Below are 17,863 nucleotides of genomic sequence, written 5' to 3' on the forward strand. Positions count from 1 at the left end.
CAGGGCGCGGCGCCGGCAGGAGGCGATGGTTGGCAACCACACACATTCGCAGTTTCGCGGGTCGGCCGAAAGGCGGAGAATTTCGAGGATGCGCGGCTGCGCTTCCGGCAGATGCAATATGCCCGAGCGTGGCATCCGGGATTGGTTACCAACTATATTTGACGCCCAGTCGGCCGATAAAGGCGTGATAGGACTGCGAGCCCCATTGCCAGCCGAGGTTGCTCCACCCCGTCCAGCCCTTGCGACCTTGCACGTCCAGGCCTAGCTTGACCTCATACCGATTGCTCGGGTAGAGGTCGCTCATGGTGATGCCGTTTAGCGCGATGTTGTTGTCAACCGAATCGTGCCACCAGTTCAACGTGATGTACGGCTGATAACGGTGACCCTTACCGTCGATCCACGTACGGTGCATGCGCACACCCAGCCGCGTAATGACGCCGTCCGAATCGGCACCGCCCACTTGCGTCCCGTTGGGCTCGGAGAATGTCCCCTGATATGAGCGAACGTAGATGACCTGCGCCTGCGGCTCAATCACCCAATCATGCGTAAAGCCCGGCAGCCATGCGTATCCGGTCTCCGCGGAAAGGGCTAACATCCTGGAGTTGTAACTGGCGGATGGCAGCAGCTCGCCGTTCACGTGATTGCTGAACCAGCCAAACTGGGCCCACAGGTCCGTGTACCAGCCGAGTCGCGACTTATCATTCTGAAACCAGGTGCCGTAGATTCCGACGTTCACGCCCTGCACATCGCTGTCGGCCGCGAAAGGGTTGCCCTTGGCGCGTCCGGTGCTCGAGCCCCAGTTGTAGCCGATCATGCCACCGAGGTGCGCGCGGTCGTCGCCGCGGAAGACCGACCACTGCGCAACGTCGCCGCCGAGCTGGAGCATCCACGCCGTGCTTTGGACGTCGAAGGTGCCATTGCTTGTGCGCGAGCCAATATCCTTGCCGACCAGGCGCACCCACCCCGAACCACGCTTTGCGTCGTCGTTCTCGAATGTCTGCTGTTCGGCCCACTGCGGCTCGCCCAGGCGATCATGCAGGCTGTGGACGAGGAAACCGGCGGCGAGGCGCTGGTTAGCCAGATATGCGCCGATCTCAGGGCGGAATAACGGGACAACGATATCAGGGTTCGGCGGCACGGGCGGGGGAGGCGGCTCCGGTTGCTGCTCACTGCGCAGATACCAGGCATTCGGGTTCGTGCCGTCGGCGCCGCCTCGGAAGAGCCGGTACTCGTAGACGCCTGCAACAGCGCGGCCGCTTTGCGTGAAGGAAGAAGTCCCGGTTGTGCCACCGTTCAAGACATCCACCACCAAAATCCCGTTCTGCGTCGTCAACGCACCTGGGCCACCAGCGTTGGTCACGCGAATCCCGGACGTGCCGGAGGCCGTGCCGCCGTTGATGATTAGCTTGTCCGACGCAGAGCCGTCCGTTCCAAGGAAGGTATTGATACCGAGCACGCCGCCATTGCCGGCGTAGTTCTGGGTGGTCAGGGTCTTGAAGGCGCCCGCCGCCGGCGCGGTGAACGCAACCGTCCCTGCATTGGAGACTTGCCGGGTCACCGTCGAGTTACCCGTCACGGACCATGTACTGGTCGGATCCACGTTCACGTTGGTAACGTTGAGCGCTGCGCCATTCCAATGTGAGGCTGTTTGCAGTGTGATATTCGCCGTTGCCGCGGCGTCGGCGAACGCGTCGCCGGTCAGCACACTCTGATTGCGAGCGACCACGTCAGCGACAGTCGCCTGTGGTGCGAGTGCACTGCCAATTGCCGTAAGCAAGCTGCCGCCACTGATCGTCGTGTTATCAGCCACGATGCTCGTGGGTCCTCCGGACGCGTAGATGCCTACCGCATCCGGAGCCTTCACGCTTCCACCGGTCACCATAACGCTGTTGGTCAAGGTGTTCGAAAAGTTCTGGGAAAAAATGCCGATTGTCGCGGAGCCGCTCGTCGTAACGTTACTGTTGGTCAGTGCGATGGCAGGCCCGACACCGCCGGTCACGTTTGCGCCGGTGATCAGATAGAGCCCGCCCCCACCCCCAGACACGTTTACGGTGGACCCTGTTGCGTTTACCGCACCGTTCTGATCAGCCGCTAGTCCGTAGCTGGCCGCACCTGTGCCGTTCACCATGCTGTTGGTGAGGTTGATTGTGTTGAGGCCAGAGATTGCGCGCGCGCCGGCATAGACGCCGAAGCCATTCGCGGCGTTCATGTTGATTGTCGTGTTGATCGCATCGATCCTGCTCGTGGAGAGAAGGGACGACTGGGATCCTGGCGTCGCCCTCAGCCCCGCAGGGGCGCTGGTGTTCACCGTGTTCAGGGCAGGCGTGGTAATGCCCGCAGCATTCACGAGTTGCGAAGCCGCTGACGACGTCACCGCGAAGGTGGAGGTGCCGGCGCGGTTGATCGTGATCGTTGCGTTCGAAAGGTCTACCCGCGAACTGGTGCCAGCGTTGCCAGCTCCCCCAGCACGGGGATCGCCGGAGAAGGCAACGACCCCTGTCCCCGCGTTCGCGCCGTCCACGACAAGACCACGGAACGTCGCCGTCGATCCGCCAAATGCCGCCACGCCAACGCTGCCGTTGATATAGGACTGGCCCGTTCCGGTGAGGTGAATCGTCAGTCCGTCGCCAATGGCCGCGTCAGCTTGCGGTGCCGCCTCAAGGACTATCCCCGTATTTCCCTGTCCATTGAGTGTCAACGTGGTTCCGGCAGGAAGCGAAAACGTTCCGCCGTTCTTCGCATAGACACCAACGCTTTGTGCGCCGTTGCTTATGATGGTGTTGTTCCCCTGCATGCTCAACGTGCTGCCCGTGCCGGCGGTGCCAAGCAGGATTGCGCCCAGCCGCGAGGTCGTGATCGCGGTATCGGTCAGCGAAACCCGCCCTCCGTCCTGGGCGACGGCACCGTAGCCCCCACCCGTTCCGGTTCCGGAATTATTGATAGTTAGCCCGCTTGCCGTGACGCTTGCAGCGCCCCCAAGGGCGACGACGGCCGTACCGAACGTCGATGTTGAAACGGTTACCCCTGGCAGTGCCAGGACCGCAGCAGGAGTCGTGGTCGAATTGACGAATAATCCATGGTCGCTAGTTGTCTGGATCTCGATCGGCCCCGCCGGAAAGCCCGCTGCGTTCGGGTCTAAGGTCAGTGTCCCGGCTGTCACGAGGGTGCCAGAACCAGCGCCAGATATCGTCACCTGCGTGTTCCCCACGATGGTCTGGTCGCCAGTGGATCCATTGTTGCTTACAGTTGCGGTGATCGTACCCGGGCCAACGGTTTGTGCCCACGTTGTCGCTTCACTCAAGGCTGTAAGCACACACACGAAAAGGCTGCGTGCCGCGCGTGGGCTCCGGCTACGCTGCATAGGAGTCCTCGATGGCGATTGCGGGGTGCCAGAGCAGGGGAATGAAGGGATGGATGTAGACCCAGTTCATTGGCTCGTGACTGGAATGGGCAGAGCCACATCCGGGCGCGCCAGCGACTTGGCGAACGCAGATTCCGCGTTGAGATAATCGTGTATCACTTTGCGCAAGATCTCGGCGGTGTCGCCGAGTAATGCAGCATTCCCGTCTTTGTTGACGTAGTGAACAGTCGCGAATCCACGCTGAGTGTCGTACAGCGCGACGATCAGGTGCCCAGAGTTCTCCGGGTCGGTCATCCGCCCCAGTATATATGGGCGATCATCGATCCGCAGCGGTAGCATTGCTGAAGCTGTCGTCGGTGGTGGCACGTCACCATGCGTCTGTCCGTTAGGGAGCTTATCTTTGACCCAGTCAGGGACTACTTCATTGCCATGGCGCAGGCTCAGGGAAAGCGCGTGGCGAAACGCTGGAGTTGTCGCGTAGACCTCGTCGAACAGCGGGCACTGAGAGGCTTCGCTGCACTGAATTGCCGTGTATGCGCCCCGGGGTGGGATCTGATTTTTGTCAGCCTGCTCGGCAGCAAGCAAAGGACTGACTAGCAGCAATGCCATGCACAAGGTGCCAATGCTTCCATGTAATGGCTCGAGCAGCATGTCGATGGTACTTGCCGGTTGGGTTAATCGATGTCCGCGGTGTTATTAAACAGTGCACCGCCAAAATCTTCGACTGTGAACCATTAAAACAGAAAGCAGGAGCGAAGCGTATTTAGTATTGTGATAAGCCGCAGTTAGAAGTTTCGACCCGCCACACCCCACCTGTCGCGCACGGCAGGACGTTACATTGAGTGTGGTTGTTTTTTTGCTGCCGCGAATCAGGGAAAACTCAATAATGTCGTGGCGCATCCGTCAAGTGCGCTGCTTGACTGGGTTTGCCGGTTCACGACATATCCTCGATGGGATCTCGTTGCGAGCGAATCTCCTCGGGGCTCAGGACGATATAGCCCAGCGCCTTCAGCAACTGCACCGCCTCCAGCTCTGCGTCCAGATACACCGGCCGTTCCGGGCGGCGCGGGCGCGGCGCGGGGGGCAGCCACGCGGCGCTGGCTTGCACGGCGGGCGCTGCCTGGCCGTCAGACCATCGCGCGGTCAGGATGCGGCAATGCTCCAGGTTCGGCTTCCAGGCAACGTCCAGGGCGGCATTGAACCTGGCGGTGCAAAGCCGCAAGCGCTTCAGCGCCTTCAGCCAGTTGATGAAGGCATCGCGCTCCGGTGGCTGGTAGCCCTTCAGCAAGGTAGCCAGGCTGTCCTGCGCAGTGGCGCTGTCGGCCGCCTGGTCGTCTTCGAGCAGGGCAAGCTCAAGCGCCACGTGCTGGCGGCCGTCCTGGTCATAGATTGCGCAGTCGGCGTCCAGCACGCCTTCGCGCAGCAGCTCGCACAGCAGTACCCAGGCCCTTGGATTCTTGTCGAACCGGCCTTCGAGGGTCGGGTCGATCTGGCTGAGGATCTCCGGGATGGTGCGCGCCTCGCCTGACTGGATGGCCAGGGCGAATGCCATCGCGTTGTCGGACGGCCTGGCACCGCTTGCCAGCATCTGCAATGACGTTTCCCAGAGTTCGCGGATTTCTGCCGCGGTATCCACGGCATGCATCCATGCATAGTCCTCCAGCGCCGCGCACAGCCTGCGCGCGGGCCTGGCCAGCTGGCCTGCCAGCGTCCTGATAAAACCCGTGCAATTTGCGCAGCGGCATTCCAGGCGGCCCGCATGCAGGAAGCCGGCGTACAGCCGTTCCTGGTGTCCGCAGTGTGTGCATTCGAGTGAAAAGCCGCCTTGCCGTGCCGGCCGCTGCGAGGCCAGCAGCCCGTCGACCTGATAGTGCGCCAGTCCGTCGCAGCACGGGCAGATCCATTGCAGCTTGTGTGCGCCGTCCCGAGGCCGCGCGGCCCGGTCGAACTGGCGCTCGATGGCGCTGCGCGGAATCCCCTGCGCGCGCCCGACCACGTCTGCGCTGTAGCGCCAATAGCAATACGAGTGGGCGGCAGCGGCCACCTCCGGAGAGAGGCGCTGCAGATCCGGCAGCAGGCGGGGGCTGCGCCGGATCTCGTCGGCCATCGCATCGATCAGCGCTGGCCCGTCCGACATCACCGCCTCAAGGGCGGCGCGGCTCTGTTCCAGGAAATCGGGCACGAAGACCCGGCGGATGTAGTCCTCGTTCTCGAGCCAGAACAAGTGGCCGGGGAGGGCTTCCAGTACATCAACCCCTTCCCTGACTTCCGACATGCCGGCGCAGGCGAGAAACGTGAACGGCTTACTGAACAGGAAGGCGTCTGTCATGTTGTCGTCAACGGAGAATCTCGCCCACGAGCTGGCAATATGCCTCGTGTGCGATGGTTCACCACCCCGTGACTCGGCCAAGCAAGCGCACGGAAAGCGCAATCCTGATGGCGCTTTCCGTTCCGGGGACTTCCCCCTTCTTGTTTTCAGATCCGTCGGACCTGTGCGGATTTTGCATCTGCCGCATTGGACAGCATAGGCGAACCTGACGGCTCGTTACAGAGGAATTCCTTTACTTGACGTCCTCGTCCTACGGCCAGGGAGACCCGCCGGGGCGCTGTTGCCATCCTGATTCAATTGCTTTAGGGCCCGCCTGGCCTTGTCCTCGCAATCTTCACCCTCCCTGTTGCCGTTGATCTCGTCGATCAGTGCGACGAGGCGGTGCTTGCTCTGCGCCAGACGCTGCTCCAGCAGCTCGATCTCATCGACCTTGCGCCGCAGGGCCTGGAGCAATTGGTCATGCGGCCACTTCTCCAGGTCCGGAGGCAGGAATGGCTCGAATCTCTTCCAGAGAGAAGCCCGAGCCTTGCGCACACATGAGGATCTCCAGCCTGGTCAACGTTTCCGGCGCGTATTCGCGATAGCCGTTGGCTTGCCGCTGCGCGCCGGCTCGAGCAGGCCGCTCGCCTCATAAAACCGGATGCGTGAGGCGGAAACGCCACTCAATCGAGCCAGTTCCGCATTCTCCGGGGGCTTGATCTTAAAGTCGACTTTAAGCTTAAAGTCGGGCTCTGGTCACCTGGAAGAACAAGACGCTGGGCTCGCGCCGATTTGTATTCGGGTCCTTCGGCACACGGCTGGCCAGCCTGATGCTTCTGTTCGAGGAGGTGACCTTTGAACGTGTAGACGTCCGTCTGGCCAGCTACCTCCTGCAAGCTGGGGATGGGGAACTGAATGCGACCCACCAGATGATAGCTACCGAGTTGGGATCGGCACGAGAAGTCATCAGTCGCCACCTCAAGGAGTTCGAGCGACGGGGATGGCTGGAAATGCAGCGGGGCAGAATCCGCGTGCGGAATCGCCACGTACTGGAACAACTGGCGCGCCGATTGTGACCAAGTCACAGACATGCAGGGCGATCTGGCCCACGATCTATGTGTTTGCATAGATACAGGAGCAAAAGATGTCGTTCTGCAAAAACCTGAGTGGAGTGGATCGGACAATTCGGATTGTCGCTGGCATAGCGTTGTTGATGCTGGTCTTCTTTGGGCCAAAGGTGCCTTGGGGCTGGATCGGGCTGGTCCCTCTCATCACTGGCCTCGTCGGCTTTTGCCCGGTCTACACAATCTTTGGGAGGCGCAGCAAGTAGGGGGTCGACCAACGCTGGTCATGCCTGGTGAGCGGTACGTCGGGGAGGAATGCCAGCCAACGGGTTCCCCGATTGTGATGCCACCTTGCGCACCGCCTACGCTTGCAACGCTACCGTCGACCAGACGGGTGCACCAGTCACTGCACTTGCAGGGGACCATCACTATCCGGAAGGGACAATCCTGGGTCGAGGCTGCATGTCAATCGGAATCCGTGGCAGAATACGTAGCATGTCCCGCGCATACGCTCCCGCATTGCTGATTATTCGCGCCATCCGGTTTTTCGGTGGGTAGCGCGCGACTGGCCAGAGTGCAAAACCCGCCCCGGTGGCGGGTTTTTTGTTGCCCGCTTCAGTGGCTCTCATTCAGGAGGAACCCATTGATGTCAGCGCACGAACTCACCCAGATCATCAAGGCCGCCGACGCTGCGATCACGGCAGAGGATTTTGATACGCTAATGGCAATCTATGCCGACGACGCGATGCTCGTTGTCAAGCCGGGCATGATTGCAAGGGGCAAGGAGCAGATTCGCCGTGCATTCGTCGCGATCGCCGAGCACTTCAATCACAGCATGACTGTCAGTCAGGGCGAGACGGTCGTGCTGGAGAATGGTGATACGGCTCTTGTGATTATGGAGACCGTACTCAACTCACTCGATGCAGCGGGTGCTGCCGTCGCAACGACCAGACGTGCGACGTACGTTTTCCGGAAGGGGCCAGAGGACAATTGGCTCTGCGCGATTGACAATTCATACGGGACCGATTTGCTTGATGCGGAATTGCCGTCGGTGAACTGAGTCGAGGGCCGGCCGGCTGGCGTTTGATCGACTGCTGCTGGCTGGAAAGTGACCTCTGTTTGCCGCGAGCCGGGCGTCGCTTCCCGACCCATCTCCGCCGTTGCGAGTACCGGAAGACGAATGGCCGCTTCCGAAGTACAACCGACATCGCCCCCTTATCGTGATCAGCAGGTCTTCGGACGAAGCGAACGTACACCGGACTGCAAAATGTTCGATACCCTATGGCAGTCGCGACACTGCGGATTTTCGTTCCTTCACCCGAATCCGCGTAGCTCTTTTCCGACCAGGCACTATCATGTGGCCATCTTAATGATGACGTGGAGCCAGAAATCAAATCAGGAAAATCTATCCCGCCATCTGCTCTGGATCGGCTGGGCAACGTTGACTTCCATACTCTATTTGCGCTTGCAGCCCTGTTACGGGGGCGAAGCGTATCGCGCGCGGCGGCCCAGATGGAAGTCTCACAGCCGGCTATGAGTCGAACCCTCGACCGTCTGCGCATCGTATTCCAGGATGCCCTGCTGGTGCGTGAGGGAAACCATATGCTGCTGACTGCGCGTGGCAAGGAGTTGCTGCCGATCGTGGAAAAACTGCTGGAAACGACGGCTCAGTTGGCCAGCGTCAATGCGCCTTTTGATGCCGCCACCCACGTGCGACATTTCTCACTGGCCTGCAATGAGCATATCCAGCTCTCGCTTGCCCCTTCCTTGCTGACCGCGCTGCGCACCGCCGCCCCTTCCATCACGGCGCAATTCAGTCCATTGCATCGGAGCGGCGCAGTCGATGCGTTGGCAAGCGGCGAACTCGATCTCTGCATTGGCTCGGCCATCCCCTCCGCGCCCGGAATTCACACTTCGCTGCTTTACTCCGAGGCGTTCGTTTGTGTAATGCGAAAGCCGCGCCACACCGGAGGAAAGGTGCGGATCAGCCTGAAGGACTTCTGCGCTCTGCCGCACCTGGATGTCTCGCCAACCGGTCTGACCCTGCTGGGTGAACTGATCAACCGAACTATCCGCAAGCAAGGCGGCTCACGGCAAGTGGTGTACACCATTTCCAGCTTCATGGCGGCGCCGCAGATCGTCAGCGAGACCGACATGATCTGCGCCATCCCTGCCAGGACGGCCAGGCGGCTGGCGTTGCCCGACAACGTCGTCGTGGCCGAGCTTGCTTTTGAGGCGCCTGCCACGGATGTTTCCATGTTCTGGCACAACCTCACCCACCGCGATGCAGCCTGCGATTGGCTGCGAGCCGAGATCAGGCGCGCACTCCCCGCCCGATAATGGCCATCTGGTCATACCAGTAGTGGTATGACTGATATAGACCCACCGCGATTGGTGTCATGTCTATGGTTGCCTATTCTGCAGCCATGCGGGCCAGACAGAGCTCGCCCTCGATAAGTTAGCGTGGAGACAAGATGAACAGACGCACCTCCCTGCGCCTTGCCGCAGCGGCCTCGCTGCTCTCGCTGGCATTGCCTTTCAGCGCTGGCGCATACCCTCACAAGCCAATCCGCCTAGTAGTGTCCTTCCCGCCCGGCAGCGGCGCCGATACCACCGCGCGCTATGTCGCACAGAAGCTCGGTGAGCGGCTGGGTAAGCCGGTGGTGGTGGAGAACCGGCCCGGTGCCAACAGCTTCATTGCCGCCCAGGCCGTGGCCGGTGCTGACCCCGACGGCCACACGATCTTCCTGGCCAGCAATTCGCCGATGGCGACCAATGTTGCCATCTTCAAGCGTTTGCCCTACGACCCCGTGAAGGACTTCGCACCGGTGGCTCGGCTGACGCGTGGCGTGATGGCGGTGGTGGTGCCGGCCTCTTCGGATGCGAAAACTATCGGTGAGTTGGCAGAGCGCAGCCGGGCCCAGCCTGGCACGCTCAACTACGGCGCCGGTGCGGCCTCGTACCAGATTGCTACCGAACTCTTCCTTCACCTTGCGGGTGGCCGCGCTACGCCCGTGCCTTACAAGGGTGTGGCGCCAGCTTTGTCAGACCTTGCCGGTGGCCAACTCGATTTTGCCTTTGCCGACCTCGGCGCCGTTGTTCCCTTCCTGCAGTCCGGCAAGGTTCGCATGCTGGCCGTGAGCGCCGACCGGCGCGTCGATGCCTTCCCCAAGGTGCCGACGCTGCAGGAGTCGGGCTTCCGAGATTACTACATGATCAACTGGACTGCGGCCTTCGTGCCGGCTCGTACGCCGGCGCCCATCGTCAATCTCCTTGGCGAGCATCTGCAGGCGATCTACCGCTTGCCCGAAGGCGTGGCAAAGGTGCGGCAATCCTATGGCGAGCCGTTTCTTGGCGATGCCAACGAGCTCAGACGCTTCCAAATTGAGGAAATCAGCCGCTGGGAGCAGGCAGCCCGGCAGGCCGGAATGCAGAAACAGTGAGATCCATACCATGACGACGAACCCGACGACGAGTGTGACCAATGACCTTCCGGCGCGCGACCTTCCGCTGGCAGGCCTGACTGTGCTTGACCTGGGCCAGATCTACCAGGGACCTTATTGCGGCTTCCTTCTGGCGATGGCGGGCGCCGATGTGATCAAGATCGAGCCGCCACATGGAGAGCCGGTGCGGTCGCGTCGCGAGTCGCTGTTGCCCCTGGCCATGCTCAATTCCAACAAGCGTGGCATCACGCTGAATTTCAAGACCGAGCAAGGCCGCAGCGTCTTTCGCGACCTGGTGGCCAAGGCAGACGTAGTGCTGGAGAACTTCATGCCGGGCGTGATGGAACGCCTCGGCCTCGGCGCCGAGGCGCTGCTGGAGATCAATCCTCGCCTGATCTACGCGTCTGCCTCGGGCTACGGCACCAGCGGGCCGAATCGCGATCATCTCGCCATGGACCTGACCATTCAGGCCATGAGCGGGGCGATGCACGTGACCGGCTATGCCGATCGCCCCCCGGTCAAGGCAGGGCCGGCCATCAGCGATTTCCTGGGTGGTATCCACCTCTATGGCGCCATCGTTACAGCCTTGCTGGAGCGCGAACGGACCGGCCGCGGACGAATTGCCGAAATCGCCATGCAGGACGCGATGTATCCCACGCTGGCCTCCAACCTGACGCTGTACTACGAGGACCCGAAGCGCAATCCGCGCACCGGGAACAAGCACGGGGCGCTCGCCATGGCGCCTTACAACAGCTATTTGGCAAAGGACGGCTACATCGCCATCATCTGTGTCACCGAAGGCCATTGGCCGGCGCTGTGCGAAGCGATGGGTCACCCCGAACTGGGCAAGCATGAACGCTACGCGACGCACACCTCGCGTTGCGAGGTGATGAGCGAAGTGGACGAATTGGTCACATCCTGGACGTCGAACCTGACCCGAGCCGAGATCATGGCGGCGAGCCAGGCTTATCGCTTTCCCTGCGCGCCAGTACGCACGCTCGATGAGGTGGTACACGACCGCCATATGCACGAGCGCGGCATGCTGAGCTATGTTGATCATCCCGAGTTGGGCGAGGTGGTACTGCCCAACAGCCCTCTGCGCTTTCATCAGTCTGCGCCGCTGGTGCTAAAGCCCAACCCGGGCCTGGGCGAGCACAACAACGCGGTGCTGAGCGAGCTGCTCGGCCTGTCGGCCGCCGCGATCGACACCCTGCGCCAGCAAGGCGCGTTCTGAAGTGAAAACCGGCCGTCTGCCAATGGAGACTTCCAGTCATGTCTGATTTCGTCCAGACTGTCCGTGAGGATGGCATTGCCATCCTCACGCTGAATCGCCCCCAGACCCGCAATGCCATTGCAGACGACGCCAGCATCCAGGCGATCGTCACGGCACTTGCGGAGATCTCCGCCGATACGACCCTGCGCGCGGCCATTCTGACCGGCGCCGGGCCCGCGTTCTGCGCCGGCGGCAGCCTGCAATCGCTGGGTCAGCTCGCAGCGGGTGAGCCGATCGTCAACGAACAGCGCTACCGCACTGGCATCCAGCGCATTCCGCGTGCCTTCCAGCAAATCGACATACCGGTGATCGCCGCGGTCAACGGCCCCGCCATTGGTGCCGGACTGGACGTCGCCTGCATGTGCGACATCCGCATTGCCTCGACCCGCGCTACCTTTGCCGAGAGTTTCGTCAAGCTTGGCCTGGTAGCGGGCGACGGCGGCGCCTGGTTGCTGGCACGAATCCTGCCGCTGGCGCGCGCGTATGAAATGGCGCTCACCGGCAACGCCATCGATGCGCAGCAGGCAATGGAATGGGGTCTCGTGTCGCGCCTGGCCGAGCCTGAAGCACTGATGGAGACTGCGCTGACGCTTGCGCGTGCGATCGCTGCGAACCCGGGGCACGCAGTCAGGATGACAAAACGCCTGGTGGAGGCGTCCCTGCTCAACACGCTCGACGCCGTGCTCGACCTCTCCGCCAGCATGCAGGCGCTGGCGCATACGACCGAAGCGCACCGCCAGGCACTGCGCTTGCTGACGGAACGCGTGGGGAGCAAATCATGAGCGTGGCCAGCCCGAGCCCCACCGAGAGCATACGCTGCGAAGTGGCGGACCAGATTGCCGTCATCACCCTCAACCGGCCGGACCAGCTCAACGCCTGGAACGCCGAAATGGAAGCGGGACTGCGCGCAGCGCTCGAGCGCTGCCGGGACGACCGCGAGGTCCGTGTGATCGTGCTGACGGGGGCCGGCAAGGCCTTCTGTGCCGGCGCCGATCTGTCGGCGGCGCGCGCGCGGCTAACAGCGTCCGGCCCGCAATGCGCCGTTGGCACGGCGGCTCCCATGCCTGACGATGCCACCGCCAGGAAAGACTTTGACCAGCGCTACAGCTATCTGCTGGCCATCGGCAAGCCCATCATCTGCGCCCTGAACGGCGCCGCAGCCGGGGTTGGCCTTGTGCTCGCACTCTATTGCGATATCCGCTACGCCAGTCACGACGCGCGACTGGTGCCGGCGTTCGTGCGGCGTGGGCTGGCCGCCGAGCACGGCATTGCCTGGATCCTGCCCAGGCTGATCGGCTTGTCACGTGCGCTCGAGTGGCTAATGTGCGGCAGGTCAATGACCGCTCAGGAGGCCGATCAGGCCGGTCTGGTTTCCGCGGTGCTCGAAGCCGATGGATTCCTGCCGGCGGTGCTCGAACGTGCCGCTACTTTGGCGACGCTATGCTCGCCCAGCGCAATGGCGGCGGCCAAGCGGCAATCGTACCTCGCGCTTGGCCAGACGCTAGGTGAAAGCGTGGCGCTGGCTGAGCGCGAGATCGCGGCTTCATTGCAGGGCAGCGACTTCCGTGAGGGGGTGGCGGCCTTCCTCGACAAACGACAGCCTTCGTTCCTCGGACTGGGGCGCTGAGCGGCTTGCCTGCGCGTGCGCAGCTAGCATAAGCCTGAACGTCCGGTACGGGATGCGGAGCGGGCATTGAGCTGCCTGGACGCAAGCGTTGGCCGATGTCCGAAACTGGCCGCAAGCGACCGCTCGCCGGCCGTGATGTCATCAAACTTCAGTCTGCTCCGCCATCTCAAGCGCGTCGTCGACCTCGATGCCAAGATATCTGACAGTGCTCTCGATTTTAGTGTGTCCAAGCAGCAACTGTACTGCGCGCAGGCGTGAAGTCGGCTTGGGAAAAGGTGGTCAGATGAACGGAGTCCTCGTATCCGAATCCAGGCAGCAACGCTGTCACGGGTCTGCTCGGTGATCTCAAACTGCACCGGTCGATGGGTCTTTTGCTGAGTGACTGTGGCTCGGGCGGCCACGTGCCCGCCGTGGCATATGTCTTGGACCAGCAATCGAGTCAGATCGCAAGCTCGGAGCTTGCTGTCGATGGCCAAGTTGAACAGCGTAAGCTCGCGCGCCTTCGAGGACATTTGGAGCCTGGTGCGGATCGCCCAGATTTCCTTGAGCTTCAAGGGCGGCTTCTGACCCGTAAGCTTCCCTTTGTTCCAAGGAACGTGAGGCGCGGCGGGGGAGTTTCGCGTATCCATGACGATCTCCTTTCAGGTGAAGGGAGATTCAGTTTGCGCCTGCTGTAACGGTCGCTGTCCGACCCTCTTCTGCCGTCTAGCCCCGCGCGGCCCCAACGGCGGCTTCCAACGCGAAACGGACATTTGTTACGTCCTTGCGCACGAGCGAATTCCGTAGGTGCATCAGGCCCATAGTGCTCCAGTACCATCGCCATAAACTCGAGGCATGGCCAGCTCGCGAACCAGCGCTGCTGCCATAACGCTGATCAGTTCGTCGGTAGCTAGCACTGGCATTGATGCTACACATGCTACACATCCAGCGATGCAATCGCGATAAGGGCGGGGCAATCCAGTATCTCGATATGCGAATAGGCGATCGTGATGATCTTCTCGCTCTCGAAATCTTTTAGCTCCCGGTTCAGCCGCTGTCGCGACACGCCCACCAATGCGGCCAGTTCGTCCTGGGAGAGCTTGAGTGAGAGCGTGACTACGTCCCCCCGCGGGAGGCCGTAAGCAGGAAGCAGCGAGACCAGCGATCGCGCCACCCGGACCCGTATCGGGGCCAGCGCGTTGGCAGCGGCTCCGTCATAAAGAGCGCGAGAGCGCCAGCAGAAGAGGCGCAGCAATGCCTGGGCCAGTGCGGCGTCTGTAAGGAGCGCATCCATGAAGGCCTGTTTGGCAATGTGCAATACGACCGAATCACTATGCGCGCGCGTGTCGTGAATGGAGTGCTGTCCATCCAGCACGGGGATGACGCCTTGAATTTGCCCAGGCTCCATATAGCGGATCACAAAGCGTTTGCCTGAACCCGTAAAAACGCCGACCTCAAGGCAACCACTTAGCAGCACAATTAGCGAATCCACCGGCTGACCTCGGGTAGTGAGGATTTCTCCGGTGGCATATTGCTTGATCTTCCCCGTCTCAACGAAACGGCTGCGCGTCTGCTTCGCGCACCCTTGCAGCGCCGCGGAGCGCTCGAGTACGGAGTTGGCGAGTGCCTGATACGCCGTAAGTCCAGTTTTTGTCTTCAAGGTGACAGATTGTTGCAGCGCGGCATCGCCAGAATGCGCACATGGGGAAAGCGTCGAGGGGTCAAGGCTGGCGAGTGAACATCTTAGCATCGCAACATCAGGCTTTGCGGCGGTAGCCGTGGCAGCCGCCGCACCGCTCTGCGCCCTTTCGTGCGCCACTTCCCCGGCTTAAGAGCGTGTCATGCGAACCAGGTGGTGGACGCTGCAATGGCGCAGGCCGCCGGCTAGCAGCACGCCCTGTGTGAATCGATAACAAAAATGAAGGGGGAGCAAACAATGGCACGAAAACATGGTGTGGCCTGCATCTTGATCGTCGCGGCGGGCGCATCGGAGGCAACCACTACGCAATTGTTCGGTGTCGCCGACCTGGCCGTGGAATATGCCCACGGGTCGACCGGTAGTGTTGTGCGCATGCGCGATGGCGAGCAGGCCGCATCGCGTTTCGGGATCAGGGTGATCGAAGACCTCGGGGGCGGAACCCGGGCCACGGCCCTGATGGAAGCCGGCGTCAGCATGGACACCGGCATGGAAGCCTTTTGGCAGCGGCACGCTGTTCGGCCGGCAGGCCTATGTCGGCCTGGGGTCGGATACCTGGGGCGAAGTGAGGCTTGGCCGCCAGTACACGCCGTCCTTCTATGCGCTGGTGCGCGTGGACCCGTTCGCATTGAACGCCGCCGTATCGCCTTTCGGCCTGCTCAACAGCGTCGCCTCGCAGGGAACCGGGCAGGTCGCCTTCGGCGCGCGCTTCAACAATGCGGTGCAGTATTTTTCACCCAAGTTCGGCAGATTCGCTTTCGGCGCCGCCGTGGCGCCGGGCGAGGTGCCCGGCTCGCCCCGCAGTGGCCTGAACTTCGGCGCGAATCTCACCTATGAGTCGAAATCGGTCTATGGCTTCTACGCCTATCAAGGCATGCACAACCCGCAGACGCCGACGCCAACCGAAACCAGGCTGACCTCCATCCATCTTGCGGGCGCCGCCGTCCGTACCGGCCCCGTCGAATGGGGAGTGGCCGCTGGCTATACCAGCAGCACCTTTGTCAATACGAAGCCGGCGCGGCATCTCGGCCTGACTGCAAACTGGGACGTCACCAAGAGCGATGTCCTGAAGGCGGCAGTCGTCAAGCGCTTCGTCAAGGGAGGCAATCAGCCTTTCGCCCTGGCACTGGGCTGGGACCATGCGATGAGCAAGCGGACGGCTGTCTATGTGCGCGGGCTCTACTTCCATAACAGCCCGCGCGGCAGCATCTCGCTGAACCAGATCCCGATCGACGCCAACAGCGGCGATTCCGGCAAGTCCGTCAGCGTCGGCATCCGCCATCGCTTCTGAATTGACGCAGGCAAGGCACTGGTCCTGGCGGGGGCATCCCGTGCGCGGCCTGTCAGAACCGTGCCGTGCCAGAAACCGGATTTTGTCTCCAGGTTGACAGATTGTTGCAGTGCGCCAGGCCTAGTATCGAGATGTCGGCATTGGGTAGTTCGCCTGGCGCGGCACAGCAAGAGACTGGATAGCGGATGAACAGAATGAGCATGAACGAGACAGATACTTATGACTTTATCGTCGTCGGCGCCGGCTCCGCCGGTGCCGCGGCGGCGGTAAGGCTGGCGCAGGCGGGCAAGCACCAGGTCCTGCTGCTCGAGGCGGGCCCGCCGGACACCAGCTTCTGGAGCCGCATCCCGATTGGCATCGTCAATCTCCTGGGGCGGGGCATTTATATCCGTGACTTCTTCACCGAGTCGGACGCGCAACTGAACGGCCGCAAGATCTACTGGCCGCGCGGCTGGGTGGTGGGCGGCAGTTCCACGGTCAACGGCATGATGTGGGTGCATGGCACCCCTCGCGAATATGACCGATGGGCGGAGGATGGCTGCCCTGGCTGGGGCTGGAACGATCTGGCGCCCTGGTTCCGCAAGATCGAAAGCTATGCCAAGGGGGATCCGGCGCATCGCGGGCGGGGAGGCCCGGTCGGCGTCACGGAATTCCAGCCGGTCGATGAAGGACCGGATGCCTTCCTCGATGCGTTGCAGGCTTCGGGGGTAGGCAAGCGGGTCGCTGACTACAATGCCGGCGGGATCGGCGGCAGCTACATCCAGTTCAACACGCGCAACGGCATGCGCTCCAACATGCGCGAGGCCTACCTGGACCCGAACAAGGGGCTGGATAACCTGACCATCATGACGGGCGTGCTGGCCAGCCGGGTCCTGATTCAGGGAAAGCGGGCCTGCGGCGTGGTGGCCCGCGGGGGGGAGCGCGAGCTGACGCTGCGTGCGCGCCGCGAAGTGATCGTGAGCGGCGGCGCCTTCAATTCCGCCCAGCTGCTCGAACTGTCTGGCATCGGCCGGCGCGATGCCTTGAGCGCGGCGGGCATTGCGCTGCTGCACGAGTTGCCGATGGTGGGGGAAAACCTCTCAGAGCACGTCTACAGCCCGATGGCCTACCGGTGCAAGCCGGGCATCAGCTGGAACCGGCAGCTTGCCAGCGGGGTTGGCAGATTCAAGGACGGCGTGCGCTGGTTCTTCCGCCGTGACGGACGCCTGACGTCGGCCACCATCACCGCGCATGGCTTCGTGCCGCGCGAGGCCGGCGGCAAGGATGCCGAGATCAAGCTCCAGATCCAGCAGGCCAGTTCCTCGGGCAATCGCGGCAAAACTCGGACACGGCTGGATCCCTTCGACGGCGTGACCCTGGCATCGTTCCAGATCTGCCCCTATTCGCGCGGGTCCTCGCACATCGTCAGCGCCGATCCCGCTGCGTCCCCGCGGATGGTGTCCAACCATTTCACCGACCCGCGCGATATCGAGGCCTGCCTGGTTGCCTTGCGCAAGTCGCGCCAGGTGGCCGCGGCCGCGCCGCTGGCGCGCTGGCTGACCGAGGAGCTGCGTCCGGGACCGTTTGTCTCTTCCGACGAAGCCCTGGTGGACTATATGCGCGCGACCGGCGCCACGGCCTACCACCCGGTCGGCACCTGCCGCATCGGGACCGATGCCGCGCAGTCCGTGGTCGACCCCAGGCTGCGCGTGCATGGGATCACCGGGCTTCGGGTCGCTGACTGCAGCGTGATGCCATCCATCGCAGCAACCAACACGAACGCGATCGCCATCGTCATCGGTGAACGCGTGGCCGACTTCGTGCTGGCCGAGCATACCTGAA

The 17,863-nt window shown here is 62.3% G+C and carries 14 protein-coding genes and 2 pseudogenes; 10 read left to right on the forward strand and 6 right to left on the reverse strand.

All coding sequences use genetic code 11. The annotated features are described in order from the left end of the window. Positions 1–145 precede the first annotated feature (145 nt). The 4 genes and pseudogenes from AC3WLE_RS10980 to AC3WLE_RS10995 all read right to left on the reverse strand — a co-directional run bounded on the left by AC3WLE_RS10980 (position 146) and on the right by AC3WLE_RS10995 (position 6,389). Positions 146–3,208: an autotransporter family protein gene (locus AC3WLE_RS10980; RefSeq protein WP_492363576.1), complete on the reverse strand. Its 3,063-nt coding sequence runs from the start codon at positions 3,206–3,208 to the stop codon at positions 146–148. A 219-nt stretch (positions 3,209–3,427) separates the two neighbouring features. Continuing rightward, complete coding sequence (locus AC3WLE_RS10985) at positions 3,428–4,012, reverse strand: hypothetical protein (protein ID WP_492318061.1); 585 nt, start codon at positions 4,010–4,012, stop codon at positions 3,428–3,430. Positions 4,013–4,295: 283 nt separating this feature from the next. Beyond that, entirely contained in the window at positions 4,296–5,690 is a 1,395-nt protein-coding gene (locus AC3WLE_RS10990; RefSeq protein WP_492356324.1) for a hypothetical protein, read from the reverse strand. 216 nt (positions 5,691–5,906) lie between these two features. After that, positions 5,907–6,389 (reverse strand): annotated as a pseudogene (locus tag AC3WLE_RS10995) (MerR family transcriptional regulator). A gap of 110 nt (positions 6,390–6,499) precedes the next feature. Between AC3WLE_RS10995 and AC3WLE_RS11000 the strand changes: the two are divergent. The 8 genes from AC3WLE_RS11000 to AC3WLE_RS11035 all read left to right on the forward strand — a co-directional run bounded on the left by AC3WLE_RS11000 (position 6,500) and on the right by AC3WLE_RS11035 (position 13,076). After that, on the forward strand, positions 6,500–6,745 hold the full coding sequence (locus tag AC3WLE_RS11000; protein ID WP_492318059.1) for a Crp/Fnr family transcriptional regulator: 246 nt from the start codon (positions 6,500–6,502) through the stop codon (positions 6,743–6,745). 68 nt (positions 6,746–6,813) lie between these two features. After that, positions 6,814–6,999 (forward strand): YgaP family membrane protein, encoded by a 186-nt coding sequence (locus tag AC3WLE_RS11005; protein WP_492318058.1) that lies wholly within the window; start codon positions 6,814–6,816, stop codon positions 6,997–6,999. Between the two features lie 380 nt (positions 7,000–7,379). Next, positions 7,380–7,793, forward strand: coding sequence for a YybH family protein (locus tag AC3WLE_RS11010; protein ID WP_492318057.1), 414 nt, complete (start codon positions 7,380–7,382; stop codon positions 7,791–7,793). Positions 7,794–8,110: 317 nt separating this feature from the next. Then, complete coding sequence (locus AC3WLE_RS11015; RefSeq protein ID WP_492318056.1) at positions 8,111–9,073, forward strand: LysR family transcriptional regulator; 963 nt, start codon at positions 8,111–8,113, stop codon at positions 9,071–9,073. Between the two features lie 134 nt (positions 9,074–9,207). Beyond that, positions 9,208–10,176, forward strand: a complete 969-nt coding sequence (locus tag AC3WLE_RS11020) for a Bug family tripartite tricarboxylate transporter substrate binding protein (protein WP_492356325.1) — start codon at positions 9,208–9,210, stop codon at positions 10,174–10,176. A 10-nt stretch (positions 10,177–10,186) separates the two neighbouring features. Beyond that, positions 10,187–11,410, forward strand: coding sequence for a CaiB/BaiF CoA transferase family protein (locus tag AC3WLE_RS11025; protein ID WP_492356326.1), 1,224 nt, complete (start codon positions 10,187–10,189; stop codon positions 11,408–11,410). Positions 11,411–11,448: 38 nt separating this feature from the next. Further along, the gene (locus AC3WLE_RS11030; RefSeq protein ID WP_492356327.1) at positions 11,449–12,231 is read left to right on the forward strand and encodes an enoyl-CoA hydratase-related protein; all 783 of its coding nucleotides are present in this window, start codon (positions 11,449–11,451) and stop codon (positions 12,229–12,231) included. Next, a complete protein-coding gene (locus AC3WLE_RS11035) occupies positions 12,228–13,076 on the forward strand; it encodes an enoyl-CoA hydratase-related protein (RefSeq protein WP_492318052.1) in 849 nt (282 codons plus the stop codon). Before AC3WLE_RS11030 ends, AC3WLE_RS11035 begins: the two co-directional genes overlap by 4 nt. 141 nt (positions 13,077–13,217) lie before the next feature. Here the strand turns inward: AC3WLE_RS11035 and AC3WLE_RS11040 are convergent. Then, positions 13,218–13,705 (reverse strand): annotated as a pseudogene (locus AC3WLE_RS11040) (site-specific integrase). A 287-nt stretch (positions 13,706–13,992) separates the two neighbouring features. Next, positions 13,993–14,715, reverse strand: coding sequence for a Crp/Fnr family transcriptional regulator (locus AC3WLE_RS11045; RefSeq protein ID WP_492318051.1), 723 nt, complete (start codon positions 14,713–14,715; stop codon positions 13,993–13,995). A 601-nt stretch (positions 14,716–15,316) separates the two neighbouring features. Between AC3WLE_RS11045 and AC3WLE_RS11050 the strand changes: the two genes are divergently transcribed. Together AC3WLE_RS11050 and AC3WLE_RS11055 are read left to right on the forward strand one after the other, a co-directional pair. Next, the gene (locus tag AC3WLE_RS11050) at positions 15,317–16,042 is read left to right on the forward strand and encodes a porin (protein WP_492356328.1); all 726 of its coding nucleotides are present in this window, start codon (positions 15,317–15,319) and stop codon (positions 16,040–16,042) included. A gap of 200 nt (positions 16,043–16,242) precedes the next feature. Continuing rightward, the gene (locus AC3WLE_RS11055; protein ID WP_492318049.1) at positions 16,243–17,862 is read left to right on the forward strand and encodes a GMC family oxidoreductase; all 1,620 of its coding nucleotides are present in this window, start codon (positions 16,243–16,245) and stop codon (positions 17,860–17,862) included. The last annotated feature ends 1 nt before the right edge of the window (position 17,863 follow it).

This window comes from Cupriavidus sp. FW306-1B-F12B, assembly GCF_058781795.1.